Annotated in this window: 12 protein-coding genes; 3 read left to right on the forward strand and 9 right to left on the reverse strand. The window is 38.0% G+C overall.

The window, feature by feature from the left end:
* A partial coding sequence (locus tag AACQ49_RS14790; protein WP_161779138.1) for an RNA-guided endonuclease InsQ/TnpB family protein occupies nucleotides 1-356 on the forward strand: 356 nt, incomplete at its 5' end.
* Nucleotides 357-395: 39 nt separating this feature from the next.
* On the opposite strand, the gene AACQ49_RS14795 is transcribed toward AACQ49_RS14790, so the two are convergent.
* From AACQ49_RS14795 to betI, 5 genes are all read right to left on the reverse strand, one after another.
* On the reverse strand, nucleotides 396-1,673 hold the full coding sequence (locus AACQ49_RS14795; protein ID WP_017827793.1) for a cytosine deaminase: 1,278 nt from the start codon (nucleotides 1,671-1,673) through the stop codon (nucleotides 396-398).
* Nucleotides 1,663-2,913 carry a cytosine permease gene (gene codB, locus AACQ49_RS14800; RefSeq protein WP_004250947.1) on the reverse strand — a complete coding sequence of 417 codons (1,251 nt, stop codon included), beginning with the start codon at nucleotides 2,911-2,913 and terminating at the stop codon, nucleotides 1,663-1,665. Before codB ends, AACQ49_RS14795 begins: the two co-directional genes overlap by 11 nt.
* A 386-nt stretch (nucleotides 2,914-3,299) precedes the next feature.
* Complete coding sequence (gene betA, locus AACQ49_RS14805; protein ID WP_004250946.1) at nucleotides 3,300-4,967, reverse strand: choline dehydrogenase; 1,668 nt, start codon at nucleotides 4,965-4,967, stop codon at nucleotides 3,300-3,302.
* 45 nt (nucleotides 4,968-5,012) lie between these two features.
* Complete coding sequence (gene betB, locus AACQ49_RS14810) at nucleotides 5,013-6,488, reverse strand: betaine-aldehyde dehydrogenase (RefSeq protein ID WP_004243216.1); 1,476 nt, start codon at nucleotides 6,486-6,488, stop codon at nucleotides 5,013-5,015.
* Nucleotides 6,489-6,512: 24 nt separating this feature from the next.
* Entirely contained in the window at nucleotides 6,513-7,115 is a 603-nt protein-coding gene (betI, locus tag AACQ49_RS14815) for a transcriptional regulator BetI (protein ID WP_004248206.1), read from the reverse strand.
* Between the two features lie 209 nt (nucleotides 7,116-7,324).
* Between betI and AACQ49_RS14820 the strand changes: the two genes are divergently transcribed.
* Together AACQ49_RS14820 and AACQ49_RS14825 are read left to right on the forward strand one after the other, a co-directional pair.
* Nucleotides 7,325-9,367, forward strand: coding sequence for a choline transporter (locus tag AACQ49_RS14820; protein WP_161779139.1), 2,043 nt, complete (start codon nucleotides 7,325-7,327; stop codon nucleotides 9,365-9,367).
* A gap of 259 nt (nucleotides 9,368-9,626) precedes the next feature.
* On the forward strand, nucleotides 9,627-10,784 hold the full coding sequence (locus tag AACQ49_RS14825) for a pyridoxal phosphate-dependent aminotransferase (protein WP_049218512.1): 1,158 nt from the start codon (nucleotides 9,627-9,629) through the stop codon (nucleotides 10,782-10,784).
* A 60-nt stretch (nucleotides 10,785-10,844) separates the two neighbouring features.
* On the opposite strand, the gene AACQ49_RS14830 is transcribed toward AACQ49_RS14825, so the two are convergent.
* Genes AACQ49_RS14830 through AACQ49_RS14845 form a run of 4 tightly spaced genes read right to left on the reverse strand, consistent with a single transcriptional unit; the run spans nucleotide 10,845 to nucleotide 15,772 of the window.
* On the reverse strand, nucleotides 10,845-11,402 hold the full coding sequence (locus tag AACQ49_RS14830; RefSeq protein WP_132587827.1) for a fimbrial protein: 558 nt from the start codon (nucleotides 11,400-11,402) through the stop codon (nucleotides 10,845-10,847).
* 18 nt (nucleotides 11,403-11,420) lie between these two features.
* Nucleotides 11,421-12,416: a fimbrial protein gene (locus AACQ49_RS14835; protein ID WP_004248210.1), complete on the reverse strand. Its 996-nt coding sequence runs from the start codon at nucleotides 12,414-12,416 to the stop codon at nucleotides 11,421-11,423.
* A gap of 26 nt (nucleotides 12,417-12,442) precedes the next feature.
* Nucleotides 12,443-15,046, reverse strand: a complete 2,604-nt coding sequence (locus AACQ49_RS14840) for a fimbria/pilus outer membrane usher protein (protein ID WP_155289897.1) — start codon at nucleotides 15,044-15,046, stop codon at nucleotides 12,443-12,445.
* Between the two features lie 33 nt (nucleotides 15,047-15,079).
* The gene (locus AACQ49_RS14845) at nucleotides 15,080-15,772 is read right to left on the reverse strand and encodes a fimbria/pilus periplasmic chaperone (RefSeq protein WP_004243223.1); all 693 of its coding nucleotides are present in this window, start codon (nucleotides 15,770-15,772) and stop codon (nucleotides 15,080-15,082) included.
* Between the last annotated feature and the right edge of the window lie 14 nt (nucleotides 15,773-15,786).

The following is a 15,786-nucleotide window of genomic DNA, read 5'->3' on the forward strand; positions in this document are numbered from 1 at the left end:
ATGGACGGAACGTAAAAGCTAAATCTGGTTTAAACCGCTCAATACTGGAGCAGGGCTGGTATGAAATGCGCCGTCAGCTTGAGTACAAGCAGCTCTGGCGAGGTGGTCAGGTACTGGCAATACCCCCTGCCTACACCAGTCAGAAGTGCGCTTGCTGTGGTCATACAGCAAAGGAAAACCGCCAGTCACAAAGTCAATTCGAGTGCCTTGAATGTGGATATACAGCGAATGCTGATATCAACGGGGCACGTAACATTTTAGCGGCAGGACATGCCGTGCTTGCCTGTGGAGGGAGGGTGCAGTCAGACCGCCCGTCGAAGCAGGAACCCGCCGAGGCGATTCAGACATCAGTCTGAACGCAGTAGGGATCCACGTCCTTTAGGGCGTGGAGGATGTCAATTATACGTAATTGGCGTTGGCTTAGCTAACATAATTTCTGTCTTAGCCGGCTCGGTTTGTGCAATCACTTTACCGTGACGAATAGAGTAACGTACAGGGACTTGACGACGTAAAGCATCAAAACCATTTTCAGCAGGAAGAATAATAAAGTTAGCACTATTACCGACTTCCACACCATAATCCGTTAATGCCAATGTTTTTGCACTATTATGACTGATAAGTTGTAATCCATTATCAATTTGCCCATAGCCCATTAACTGACAAACATGTAACCCCATATGCAGCACTTGTAGCATATTTGCTGTACCTAATGGATACCATGGATCAAAGACATCGTCATGACCAAAGCAAACATTAATACCACTCGCTAACATCTCTTTGACACGGGTGATCCCTCGACGTTTTGGATAACTATCAAAACGCCCTTGCAAATGGATATTCACTAATGGATTGGCTACAAAATTAATACCTGACATTTTTAATAAACGAAATAAACGCGAAGTATAAGCGCCATTATAAGAGTGCATAGCGGTTGTATGACTTGCTGTCACCCGTGAGCCGATATTTTCTTTATGTGCTAATGCAGCAACGGTTTCAACAAAACGCGATTGTTCATCATCAATTTCATCACAATGCACATCAATAAGTCGATCGTATTTCAGCGCTAATGCGAAGGTTTTATGTAGTGACTCCACGCCATACTCACGGGTAAATTCAAAGTGCGGGATTGCCCCCACAACATCCGCACCTAATTTCAAGGCCTCTTCTAATAATGCTTCGCCATTAGGGTAAGATAATATCCCTTCTTGGGGAAATGCCACAATTTGTAAATCAACCCAAGGTTTGACTTCTTGTTTGACTTCTAACATGGCTTTTAAAGCCGTTAACGATGCATCAGAAACATCAACATGGGTTCTTACATGCTGAATACCATTGGCGATTTGCCATTGTAATGTTTGCCACGCCCGTTGTTTAACATCATCATGGGTGAGTAATGCTTTTCTTTCTGCCCAACGCTCAATACCTTCAAATAAGGTTCCAGATTGATTCCAGTTTGGCTGCCCTGCTGTCTGCGTGGTGTCTAAATGTATATGAGGTTCAACAAAAGGAGCGTGAACCAATCCACCTTGTGCATCTAACCCTTGGGGATGAAAATCGCTTTGCGGTTGTGGCTCAATGGCTGCAATCTGGTTATTTTTAACTGTAATGCGCCATAAACCTTCTTTTCCAGCTAAACGAGCATGATTAATTTGTTCTATATTTTTACCCAGCATGACTTATCTCCGCTTGTCGAGCTGTACGACGATTTAATATTGGATTTAATACCGCGAAACTGATTGCGCCACCTAATACGGCATTAACAGGTACGATCCCTGGTAACCAGTGACCGGCAGCAATACCGATAGCCACAGCAAGTAAGGCTACCCAGTTCACATTTTGCATCTTGTCAGCGTTGAATTGATTATACCGCGCTCTATTCATCAGATAATCTGCAATAATAACGCCACCTACAGGAGGGATCGCCGCGGATAGAAAGGTTAACCAACCAACAAAATTATTATAAAGCCATAGCGCACACAATGTGCCGATAATGCCATTAACCACAGATAATTTTTTACTGGATAACCCTGTGATATTGGCAAAACCTAACCCTGATGCATATAACGCATTATCATTGGTCGTCCAGATATTTAAACCTAATACAATGATCGCCGGCAGTAATAAACCTTGCGCTATCATCACATCGGAAATATCCGCCATGCCTAATGATGCCGCTCCCGCAGCACCAAAGACAAACATCAAAGTATTTCCTAAGAAAAAAGCCACAATAGCGACAATCACGGCAATTTTAGGGTTACGTCCAAAACGAACAAAATCCGCCGTTAATGTACCGGCACTGATAAAAGAGCCTACCACCATGGCAAGGGCTAAATTAAAATCAAGTTGTTCGGCAGGCTTCACAGCCATTAGTGTATTAAGCCCTCCCATATCATGTACCGCAAGATATACCGAGTAACTTCCTAGGATAGCAATAGCAGGAACCGCAATAATGGAGAGAATAGTTAATGCAGAGATACCAAAAAACACGGTGATAGTCATTAAAATTCCTGATATTGCAATCAGGAGATTAATATCAATCCCCGTGGCTTTACCAACGGGAATAGCAAACATCGCAACACCGACACCAAACCAACCGACTTGAGTACCACCGAGTAAAAATGAGGGAAGCCAAGAGCCTTTAATACCAAAAGAGTAACGAGCAAGAAGATGAGTGGTGAGACCTGTTTTAGAACCAATAAAACCAAGAAATGCGGTGTAAATACCAAGGAGAAGATTACCGATAAGAACTGCGAGGAAGAAATCATTAAAGGAGAGACCAGTACCAAGAGCGCCGCCAGTCCACATACTGGCTGAAAAAAACGTTAATCCCAACATCACAAAGGTTAACGCTAATCCACCCTTTCTTGCGGATATGGGCACCGGGCCCTGACTATAATTGTTGTCCTGAGACACTTTAACCCCCTATTCATTTCACCAGGCCAAAAAATCTGACGCATTCTATCGGCATAAAAATTTTATGCAAACGTTTTCGTACTCTGTTTATGATAATTAATGGGATCGGTGATAGAAAAAAAATTGATATATCTCACATCAATCCTGATGTTATGGTTGTTTTACTTGAGTCACTCGACTTATTTAAAATGATTGTAAAAAGGAGATTGCTTTAGAAATATTTATGATAATAATGGAAAGTTCATAATCATTTAATTATGAAAAAATACATAAATAATATTTAATAAAACTTAAAAAAATAAAATAATAACGAAAAAAGAAGCTTTACTTTCAGTCACAAAAAAGAGGAATTTTCATTCCTCTTGACTATTGTTTTGATAAGTTAATTAATTTCTTCTGGCAGGTGAATGTCCAGCAACATAGTAATCTGCTTGGCTTGCTGGCAATGGTTTAATGCCTTTAATTTTGTCTGCCATTTTTTCAGCAATCATAATGGTTGTCGCATTTAAATTGCCAGTAATTATATTGGGCATAATGGAAGCATCAATAACTCTTAAGCTTTCTATACCATGAACGCGTCCGGCACCATCTACGACGGCCATTTCATCATTTCCCATTTTACAACTACCACAAGGGTGAAATGCTGTTTCTGCCCGTTCACGTACAAAAGCATCCAGCTGTTCATCCGTTTGAATATCTTTCCCCGGACTAATTTCTTCACCGCGATAGGGATCTAATGCAGGTTGCGCCATAATTTCTCTCGTGATACGAATAGCAGCCCTAAACTCTTGCCAATCTTGCTCTGTTGACATGTAATTAAACAAGATGCTTGGATGCTGATGTGGATCTCGTGAGGTTATTTTTATACGTCCGCGACTGGGTGAACGCATCGACCCCACATGAGCTTGAAAACCATGCACTTCCACTGCATTACTGCCATTATAATTAATCGCCACTGGTAAAAAGTGAAACTGAATATTTGGCCAAGCAAACTTTTCACTTGAGCGAATAAAACCCCCTGCTTCAAATTGATTACTCGCCCCAATGCCCGTTCCTTTAAATAACCACTCGGCACCAATTTTAGGTTGGTTATACCATTTTAACGCTGGATAAAGTGAAACGGGTTGTTTGCATTCATATTGCAGATACATCTCTAGATGATCTTGCAAATTCTGCCCCACACCCGGTAAAACATGTACTGGCGAAATATCAAACTCGTTGAGAACATCTTCTGGGCCGACACCTGAGCGTTGTAAGATTTGTGGTGATGCAATCGCCCCGGCACAAAGCAGTATTTCTTTACGTGCTTTCACATGCTGTGGCGTGGTATTCGTTCCTTTAAAATAGCGCACACCACTTGCTTTTTTACCCTCAAATTCAATAATATCGGTTGTAGCATGTGTCTCAATAGTTAAGTTTTTGCGCGATTTAGCTTGGTCAAGATAACCCCGTGCCGTACTGGCTCGACGCCCATGGGGGGTTACCGTTCTATCCATAGGGCCAAATCCTTCTTGCTGATAACCATTGAGATCATCAGTTCTAGGATATCCAGCTTGTACACCGGCTTCGACCATCGCATGGAATAAAACATTATTCCCCTTTTTCGGTGTAGTCACACTAACAGGCCCACTATCACCATGATAATCATTAGCCCCAATATCTCGGGTTTCTGCTTTACGAAAATAGGGTAAGCAATTTAAATAATTCCAATCTTCAAGGCCGGGTAATTTGGCCCACTCATCAAAATCCATCGCGTTACCACGAATGTAACACATACCATTAATGAGTGATGATCCTCCTAATCCTTTACCTCGACCGCACTCCATGCGGCGGTTATTCATATGTGGCTCAGGCTCTGTTTCATAAGCCCAATTATAGCGTCTACCCTGTAACGGATAAGCTAATGCTGCTGGCATTTGTGTGCGAAAATCGAACCTGTAGTCCGGTCCTCCAGCTTCAAGGAGCAGCACAGTAACATCAGGATCTTCTGTCAAGCGGGTAGCAAGAACGTTACCGGCTGAACCAGCACCGATAATAATGTAGTCATAGACCATTGTTATCTCCTCTGTTTCAGTCATTAAAATTAAAAATAGAATGGATTAAAAAACGGATGAAAACTCCCCAAGTTCAACTTGAATAGATTTGATTTGAGTGTAATTTTGTAGTGTGACAAGCCCATTTTCACGGCCAACACCGGAATGTTTATAACCACCAACAGGCATTTCTGCTGCAGATTCACCCCAAGTATTGATCCAGCAAATTCCGGCTTCTAATTGATGTATAACGCGATGTGCCGTTGTCAGATCTCGAGTCACCAAGCCTGCGGCTAATCCATAGACACTATTATTGGCGCGTAAAATAACTTCATCTTCTGTTTGATAACTTAAAATGCTCATTACAGGGCCGAAGATTTCGTCCTGCGTGATTTTCATATCATCAGTACAATCGGTAAATACCGTTGGCGCCACATAAGCCCCTTTCGCCAATGCACCAGCGAATAAACGTTCACCACCACAAAGTAGTTTTGCACCTTGAGCTTTACCTAACTCGATATAGCTTAAAACTTTTTCAAGATGAGGGAAGCTGACTAATGGTCCAAAGTTGGTATCCATTTCCAGTGGTGAACCAACGCGAATACGAGAGACACGCTCAATGATTTTAGCTTCAAAAGCTTGTTTTAACTTTTCTGGCACAAATACGCGTGTTCCATTGGTACATACTTGTCCTGAACTATAGAAATTAGCCATCATGGCGATATCAGCTGCGGTATCAAGATCGGCATCATCAAAAATAATTAACGGTGACTTACCACCTAGCTCCATAGTGACATCTTTTAAGCTTGATGAAGAAGCGCTCGCCATCACTTTTTTCCCAGTATCGATCCCCCCCGTAAATGAGACTTTAGCGATATCAGGGTGCTGCGTTAGCCATTGCCCTACAGTGGCATCACCCGTTACCACATTAAATACCCCTTGAGGCAAGCCCGCTTCGGTATATATTTCAGCCAATTTTAATGCCGTTAATGATGTCATTTCACTCGGTTTAAAAATCATCGCATTACCTGCTGCTAATGCAGGTGCTGATTTCCATAACGCAATTTGAATTGGATAATTCCATGCACCAATGCCGGCAACAACACCTAATGGCTCACGACGGGTGTAAACAAAAGCGCTGTCACGTAGTGGGATCTGCTCCCCTTCTAGGGCTGGAATAAGACCCGCATAGTATTCCAATACATCAGCACCGGTGACAATATCGACATAACGTGTTTCAGACAGGGGTTTACCGGTGTCTAACGTTTCTAAATGCGCTAACTCATCATTACGTTCACGTAAAATATCCACGGCACGTCGAAGAATACGGGAGCGCGCCATCGCAGGCATGGCAGCCCATATTTTTTGTCCTTGCTTTGCACTTTCTACCGCCCAATTAATATCTTCTTCACAGGCTGATTGTAAATGTGCAATCACCTCACCTGTAGCAGGATTAATTGCGGCAAATTGTTCACATTCAGGTTGTGCGCAATCAACATATCCACCATGAATATAAAGCTTGTGTAACGGTGGGTTTTGCATATTTTCTCCTTTATAGTGAGTAAGTTAAGTCTGTTTATCCTGGCAAAGATTAAGTTGCATATCGATATACTCATCAGTAATTTTTTTTGCTTCTGCTAACGAAAATGGCTCCTCACTAAGGGCACTACGTAGCCATAAACCATCGATTAAAGCGGCCAAGCCTTTGGCGGCTAAGCGTGCTTTATCTTTTGTTAACGCACGTCCAAATTCATAACAGAGATTAGAGTACAAACGTCTATCATTAACTTTTTGTAAACGATGCAAATTAGGCTGATGCATGCTACTTGCCCAAAAAGCCAGCCAAGTTTTCATTGCGGTTTCACTGGTTTGTGACGTATCAAAGTTACCATCGACAATGGCTTGAATACGCAATTTAGGCTCAGCATCGCTTAAAATACGTAATCGCATTGCGACGGCAAAACCTAACTGATATTGGATATGGCGCATTGCCGCTTCCAATAAACCATTTTTATCACGAAAGTAGTGGCTTATAATGCCATTAGATACCCCGGCCTTTCGTGCAATTAATGCAATGCTGGCATCTTGCATTCCGACCTCATTAATCACCGCTAATGTCGCCTGAATTAATTGCTGTTTACGTATCGACTGCATCCCTATCTTCGGCATGTTTTCAAGACCTAAAAAATACATTGAACACTTTTATTAAACGTTTTTTTAATTGAACATTCAATCAATATTAACTATTGTTTATCACAATTAATTCACAAATGACATAAGGAGCAGATCGTGAAAATTTGAATCTTTGCATATAAATCAATTGATTAGCAAAGAATGCAACTTTTAACTTTTAGATGAATAAATTTTTGGAATTTCTGATGACAACTCTTAATAGCTCAAAAAAACCACAGAAAGACAAGCTCAATTCTGTTGTTTTTTTCGCTTCCGCAACGCTGATTTTAGCGTTCTCTTTTTTCACTATTTTAATGACAGGTACCGCCAATGCGTGGATCATTAAAACACTAGGTTGGGTATCAAAAACCTTTGGTTGGTACTATTTATTAGCGGCAACTTTGTACATTGTTTTCGTTATTTTCGTTGCCACATCTCGCTTTGGTAATATTAAATTAGGCCCAGAACAATCAAAGCCTGAATTTAGTGTATTAAGCTGGTCTGCTATGTTGTTTGCCGCGGGGATCGGGATTGACTTAATGTTTTTCTCAGTCGCTGAGCCTATTACCCAATATATGCTACCGCCTACTGGCGAAGGTGAAACAATAGAAGCAGCCCGTCAGTCGATGGTGTGGACATTATTCCACTATGGCCTGACGGGCTGGTCTATGTATGCACTGATTGGTATTGCACTCGGGTATTTTAGTTATCGTTATAATTTACCCTTGACCATCCGCTCTGCACTTTATCCTATCTTTGGTAATCGTATTTATGGCCCCATCGGTCATACGGTCGATATTGCTGCCGTATTGGGTACTATTTTTGGTATTGCCACCACCTTAGGTATTGGCGTAGTACAACTTAATTATGGGTTGAAAGTTCTCTTCGATTTACCGCAAGGGTTAGGTGTACAAGGTGGTTTAATTCTACTTTCCGTAATTATGGCGGTGATCTCAGCCACATCAGGCGTCAATAAAGGCATACGTATTCTTTCAGAATTAAATGTATTACTCGCTTTAGGGTTAATTTTATTTATCCTATTTGCTGGTGATACTGAATTTTTATTAAATGCGTTAGTACTTAATGTCGGTGATTATGTAAATCGATTCTTAGGAATGACACTAAATAGCTTTGCTTTTGATAGACCGACGGATTGGATGAATAGCTGGACACTTTTCTTCTGGGCTTGGTGGGTTGCTTGGTCACCTTTTGTAGGCTTATTTTTAGCACGTATCTCAAGGGGGAGAACTATCCGTCAATTCGTTATAGGCACCTTGATCATCCCTTTTGTATTCACGCTATTATGGTTGTCTATCTTTGGTAATAGTGCACTTTATGAAGTGATCCACGGTAATCAAACCTTTGCTGAAACAGTATTAGCCTCACCAGAAAAAGGCTTTTATTCTTTACTTGAACTCTATCCGGGATTTGGTTTAACTGCTTCCGTAGCGACTATTACAGGATTACTTTTCTATGTAACCTCGGCAGACTCCGGTTCATTAGTTTTAGGTAATTTCACTTCTCAACTGAGTGATATAAATAATGATGCCCCAAATTGGCTGCGCATATTCTGGTCTATCGCTATTGGTCTATTAACATTAGGTATGTTAATGGCAGACGGGGTTTCTGCTTTGCAAAATACCACGGTTATTATGGGATTACCTTTTAGCTTTGTTATTTTCTTTATTATGGCAGGACTATATAAGTCATTAAAAGTAGAAGATTTTAGACGCGTCAGTTCATTAAACACCAATGCGCCAGCACCTCTTTATGGTAACACCACCATGAACTGGAAACAGCGTCTAGGTCGTGTGATGAATTTTCCAGGTACTACCTATACCCAACGGATGTTAGATTTAGTTTGTACCCCAGCGATGCAAGATGTGGCTAATGAGCTGTCATTACGTGGTGCAAATGTCTCGTTTAATCTTTACCCGCTGGAAGAAGAGCCTCGTTTAAACCATTTAGAATTAGTGGTTGATTTAGGCCAAGAGCAGCATTTTATTTATCAAATATGGCCACAAAAATATTCAGTACCTGCATTTACTTATCGTGCTCGTCGAGGAAAATCCCATTATTACCGGCTAGAAACCTATTTATGGGAAGGTTCACAGGGTAACGATTTAATGGACTACACCAAGGAGCAAGTGATCAGTGATATTCTCGACCAATATGAAAAACACTTAAACTTTATTCACTTAAGTCGTGAAGCGCCCGGTGCAACATTAACATTTCCAGAATCAAATTAATTAGCGACTGAGCTATCTTATCTCTCAAGGGAACCCGTTTTATCGGTTCCCTTTTTTATTAGCCTGCACCACACACCTTATGCAATACATCGCTATTTTCTGACTTTATTTCATGTTGACATGCTTAAGCTAATTCCTAAAAACTGACTTAGTAGTGAATAAATAATCAAAATTAAAACATATTTATTTACTTATTGTGTTTTTTTAGTAATCTACATAAACAATAAAAATGTAGAATAATTTACTTGGGAAACATCACATGAATCGTCGTTCATTTTTAACATCATCAAGCTTAGTGATCGGGGGACTTTCATTAAGTTCGTTTGTTAGCGCTGCCTATGCCGCAGAAACTTCAAACCCTAAACAGCTATTTAATGCAGAAAATCCTTTACTGTTAAACTTTAATGAAAACTCGCTAGGCATGTCATCCAATGCCAAACAGGCGATTATTGATGCACTTCCCCATGCTTTTCGCTATCCAGATGATGCGCGAAGCGCACTTATCAGTGCATTAGGTGAAGAATTTAAGCTATCAGACAAACACATCACTCTAGGTAATGGCTCCTCTGAAACCATACAAGCAGCCGTGCAATATATGGCGAATAAAGCGCAAAAAGCAGGTAAAACAGTACAACTGATTGTGCCTGATCCAACGTTTAATTATGCCGAACTTTATGCTGAACCTTTAGGTGTTAATATCGTAAAAGTGCCGGTTGATAACACATTGGCTTTTGATTTAACCGCCATGCAGAAAAAAGCACAAGCATTTGATGGTATTAGCATGGTATATCTGTGCAATCCTAATAACCCAACCGCAATGCTGACACCAACAGCGGCATTAACAAATTGGATCACCTCAGCAAAAGAAAATGTCTTTTTTATTATTGATGAAGCTTACGCTGAATTTGTGACAACACCTGAATTTACCAGTGCGATAGCATTAGTTGCTCAAGGTTATAAAAACTTGATTGTTACCCGTACATTTTCAAAAATTTATGCATTAGCTGGATTAAGGGTAGGCTATGGTGTGGCAGTCCCTGAGGTAATTAGTGAAGTAGATAGTTTCGTTTCTATTGATAATACCAATACTGCCGGTGCTGTTAGCGCATTAGCCTCGTTAAAAGATCACGCTTTTGTGGCATATAGTCGCAAGTCAATTGATGTATCACGACAAATGGTGGTTGATACTTTAAACGCCTTAAATATCGAGTATGCACCTTCTCACGCCAACTTTATTTTTCATAAAGTCAAAGGTGATGTGAAAACTTATCAAGAGAGAATGAAAGCGGCAAATATTATGGTAGGACGTGAGTTTCCTCCCGCATTAGGTTGGAGCCGTTTGACCTTAGGAACCCCTGAGGAGATGAGTTATTTTGTCGCGACGTTAAAAGAGTTTAGAACTAAAGGATGGATATAATCCTCTACAACCAATAGTTATAAATGTATTTAAAAGGGAACGACACAGTTCCCTTGTTATTTACAGATATTCTAAAGAAAATAATACTTCACCATTTGCACTTCCCCCAACTACGTCCTTATTAGTTGCGATATATTGCGCATAAAAATCGAGAGAAATATTATTAGTTGTCTCTACAGGGTAAATAATACTACTTTTTCCCGGTAATATTTTATTCTGATTTTTATCTAAAATAGCAATACCTATATTTTGAGCCGCATTTTTTTCTGCCAACTTAAACAAGGTACTATCCTTACTGTCAGTATCACCACTAAACATTACTTTTACACCGCTAGTAACAATACTGCAATCAGTTAAGTTAAGTGTAAACTTTACTGGCTCTGTTGTATTTTTTTGCTGAAAATCTTTTGTTCCCCAAACCCCTAAGTCAACAAATTTATTTAGCGAATCAGGGCTGACTCTACAAGTATTTGCCACAATGTTCGCTTTTATAACAATATTTGTATTAGCTAATTCTGCTGTTGCATCTTTAGTAAAAAATACTGTATATCCGCTAAAAAGTAGCATTCCCCATAATAGAAAGCGTATTATTTTTCTAGTATGTAATAACTCATTCATGATATTAGCCTATTAAAATTAAGGGAAATCAACTCTTAGAAAGCCACTTGATGTGACAGCGCCTTCAGTTGGTGTTTTTCCATCAATACTTACGGGATAAACATTAATCGTGACATTAGCATCAGCATTTTGGTTGAGTCTGAAAGGAATAAAACTTGATAAATCATTAGGTGTTAATTCAGATCCACTTGAATTAGCAACCACAAAGCCAACACTTTTATTATTAGAAACAATAGCATTACCTTGAACTGAATCTGCTTGTAATCGCATTGTTAAATCAGCACTGGCATCTATATTGTCACATTGAATACTTAAGTTTCTAGAAACCGTATTAACTCCTTCGGCTTTTTTCCCTGCTACTTTAAAACTTGATGCAGGAATATTGTCAAAATCAATATTCAACACTTGCCCTGAATTAATAACGCAAGATTGTGGAACTGTCATTGAAAGATTTAAAAATAGCTTTGTAATGATAGTTTGTTTAGTCGCACAATTCTGTGGTTGGCAAAAACCAAATTCGCCTACAAAAATATTTTTTACATAGGTACCAGAAATAATAGCCTTGTCAATTTTTATTCTGGTTTGATACTTTCTTACAGAAACGACGCTTTCTTCGTTTTCAGTATAAGTACGGGCACCACAAGTAGAGCTTAGCGTAGGTACATTATAAGGAACATAAATTGTTCTACAATTATTAGTCATTCTTAACGCAACAGAAATATAGTCATCTATCTTAGAATAAATCCAATCATTATTGCTGGTATTTGCACTAGGAATATTACCATTGGAATATGTCGCCCATGTTTGCGCTTGCCCCGCATTCCATCTTAATGTAATTCGATTGGACAAAGTAATATCAGAAGCATCTTTAGTAACACCGACTTTATTTTCCGTCTTTGATAGTTGTCCACTAAGCGTGGAATATTCATTCGCATTACAACCACTGACACAGCTCACAGCGACTGCATTATTTGAAATAATGGCTATTATTGTAAACAATACTATTCTAATCATAATAAAATCCGTAAATATGCTTGTTTTTAATATTGGCATGTGGAAGAAATAAAATAGATACCTTTTTCTTTTGATGACTTCTCATTAATTTGGTAATCAAATATACATTGTTGATCAGCCATTTTTCCCCATTTTGCTTTTAGCCTACCAACAGGTGCTAAACCAGAGATAAAAACATTCCCATTATCGCCAACAATACCACTTACGGAACGCTCTTCATCAACAACCATCGCACCGAAAGGTATAATAGCGCCATCTTTTTTGCTTAATGTAACCATTGCTCGATAGCCAATATTCGTTTTAAAATTAGCTTCAACCAATGCCCCTTTAGTAGGAACTACATTAATAATCGTATTTTCTAATTCAATATTTCCTTCTAATGAATTAACATCTAATGAAACTCGATTATTTTTATATGTTGAAGCAAACGGTAAGACAGCATAACCATTATTATCAGTTAATATACCATTTGCATTTTCTACTTTAATATTATTAGCATCATTTGCTTTAATAAGAATATTGGTATCCCCTAAAGGTTGAGTTAAAGTAATACCACCTGCATGAGCAACAACACCACCATTTAAACTATAATTAAACTCATGCCAATCATTACTATAATTATATCCGCTACCTATATTAGCATATTTACCTTTATAATTAGCATAAACCATTCCTGAATAACCAGAACCATTATGCGTATATCCTTGTTGAATATTATAATTTAAATTATTGTCTTCAAGGAGAGTTCCTGTTAGTCCCACTTGATTGACCCAAACATTGTCATCGCTTCTATTCATTGAGTAAACAGCATACATACTATTTCTACTTGAATGTAAGTCACTTACAGTTTGTTGGTTAAATACATCATTAAGAGGAATTGATATATTAAAAGCTACATTTTTATTATCACCACGCATACCCGGTGATTTTAATTTCGATAAACTAAGACTATAATTTATCCTATCAATATTAGCATTATAACCCAGTTGCCATAACTGTTCAGTTTCAGTTGTGCGCCAATAGTTTTGGTAAGAGCCTAAAATATACAAAGAACTATTATTGGTAATTTGCTGATTTATATTAAGTTGAAACCTCCCTTTTTTAGAATAATTTAAATTATAGTAGTTAGATAAGTTATCCTCATCTCTTATTATTCCATTATCTGTTACTATTTCACGCCCTGCCATTTTTTTATAACTAACTTCATTTAGGGTATAGTAGCCTTGCGTTGAATATCGATACCCCATTATTTGAAAGTTAGTGCCTGTGCTATTAATCGATTTAGCATAAAGTAATCGGAATGACTGCCCTTTTTTATGCTCATCGTTTGGCAATATACTATTCGCCTGTATTACATCTGCTGATATCGCCCCAAAGGTGCCTAGATTACCACCTAAACCAATCGCATAGGCTTGATAATTATTTGAAAATTGGCTTCCTCCATATAACGTCATATTATAAGGTAAGCCATATACTAAACTTAATTGACCAAAATTAGGTTTATCTTGATAATCTGCTCCGCTACGAAATTCCCCTCCAATCAATTCGTATTTTAAGCGTCCTTCACGTTGTAAAATAGGCACATTTGAATAAGGTACAACAAATTGTGTAATTTTACCGTTATTCTCTTTGATTGTGACATCTAAATTACCGCTACTTGATGTGGCATAGAGATCTTTTATTTCAAATGCACCTGGAGGTACAGAAATTTGATAAATAACAAAACCATTCTGCTTGACTGTAACAATAGCATTGCTATTCGCAATACCCTTTATCGTAGGTGCAAATCCTCTCATGCTATCAGGCAACATATTATCATCAGATTCTAGCTTAATCCCTCTAAAACCAAGACTATCAAAAATGGTTCCATTAGAAAAAGAGTCACCAAGGGTTAATTCAGCACGTAATGGAATAATAGGTTTTTGTACATATGTTCTTATATTCCTCCATTTATTTTGCTTACTTTCACCACTGGCATAGTTCCATGAACTTTCATTTCTAAATCGCCATGAACCAAGATTAATACCAGGATTTAAGTTTAAAAAATAATTATTATTATCAACGTTATCCTTAAAGTTCTTACTATTTCTTCCTGTGAAATTATAATTTAGTAAAAACGCATTAATTCCATTATCCCATTTTTCAGGTGGGATAAAGCCACGAACATTATTTTTAAACATTATTTGTGGAATACTTAAAAATAATTTTTGTCCTTCAAAATCGAATTTAACACTTGAGTTTTCTATTTTATCTAAAATATTCTCACAAGCACTATCTTTACTTTCTACCTCTTCTGATTTCTTTTTGCTATTTTCAGTTAAAGTTATTCCAAAATTTGTCAAAGTTTTATTATCTATACAAGGTAATAAGCCTGTATCATCGGATGATGCATCGCTTTCATAAAATATTAAATTTTTTGTTTCAACATATTCATCGTTTACATAAATTTCTACTGAATACATTCCTTCAGGTTGGCCTTCACCTTTATCAAATCGAGATAAATCTGCTACTTCATTATCAATATTTGAAATTAAGTTAGGATTAAAAAAACTATCCGCATACACCACACCAGAAAAGCATGTACCTAAAAAGATATATAAATTAAAACATATAGTTTTAGATTTTAGCATAATAAAGCCTTATCATTAATGAATGTTATAGCATTACTTACCAATCTGTTTCGTTACTTTGGGTGTACTAGCACCATAATCATTAATAGTTTGATAAGATATTTGACTATAGTTAGGCTTGCTGACTTTAATCATTACTGTTCCCATAGGAGGAACCATAATACTATTTAGCTGTTCATTATCAGCTTCTAAATTAATTAATGTCGCATAATAAGGTGAAGGATTATTTACTATTATGTTTCCTTGTGATTTTTTAAACTCAAGACTATTAGGTACATCCTCTATGTTAAAATTTAATCCTTGAGGTCTAATAAAAATTTTTATTCTAGATAATACTGCTAGCTGTAATATATTTTTATCTTTTATTTCTTCTCGCTCAATTTCAGGGATTGCTTTTGTATTTAACCAGAACAAACTTTCTCTATCATTTGGTAATGCCTTACCAGCATAAATTATTCTTAGCTTGTTTTCACTTTCTGGTTTGCTGACAAACAGTGGTGGTGTAACAATAAATTCATTACTTTTTTGATCTTGGCTATCATCAATCCATGATTGCACTAAAAAGCGTAATCTTTTATCTGTATTATTAAGAGTAATTGACGTCTGTTTTGCATCCATAGGATAGACTATGCGTGTTGCAGCTAATGCAACACCTCCCGCATATGATAGCGATGAAAAACTGAAGAGAAAAAATAACGCAATAAAGTGTTTAGATATTAAATGCATATTAACCTCAAATG

It is taken from the genome of Proteus sp. G2675 (assembly GCF_963886535.1).
In the GTDB taxonomy this organism is placed as follows: Bacteria; Pseudomonadota; Gammaproteobacteria; order Enterobacterales; family Enterobacteriaceae; genus Proteus; species Proteus mirabilis.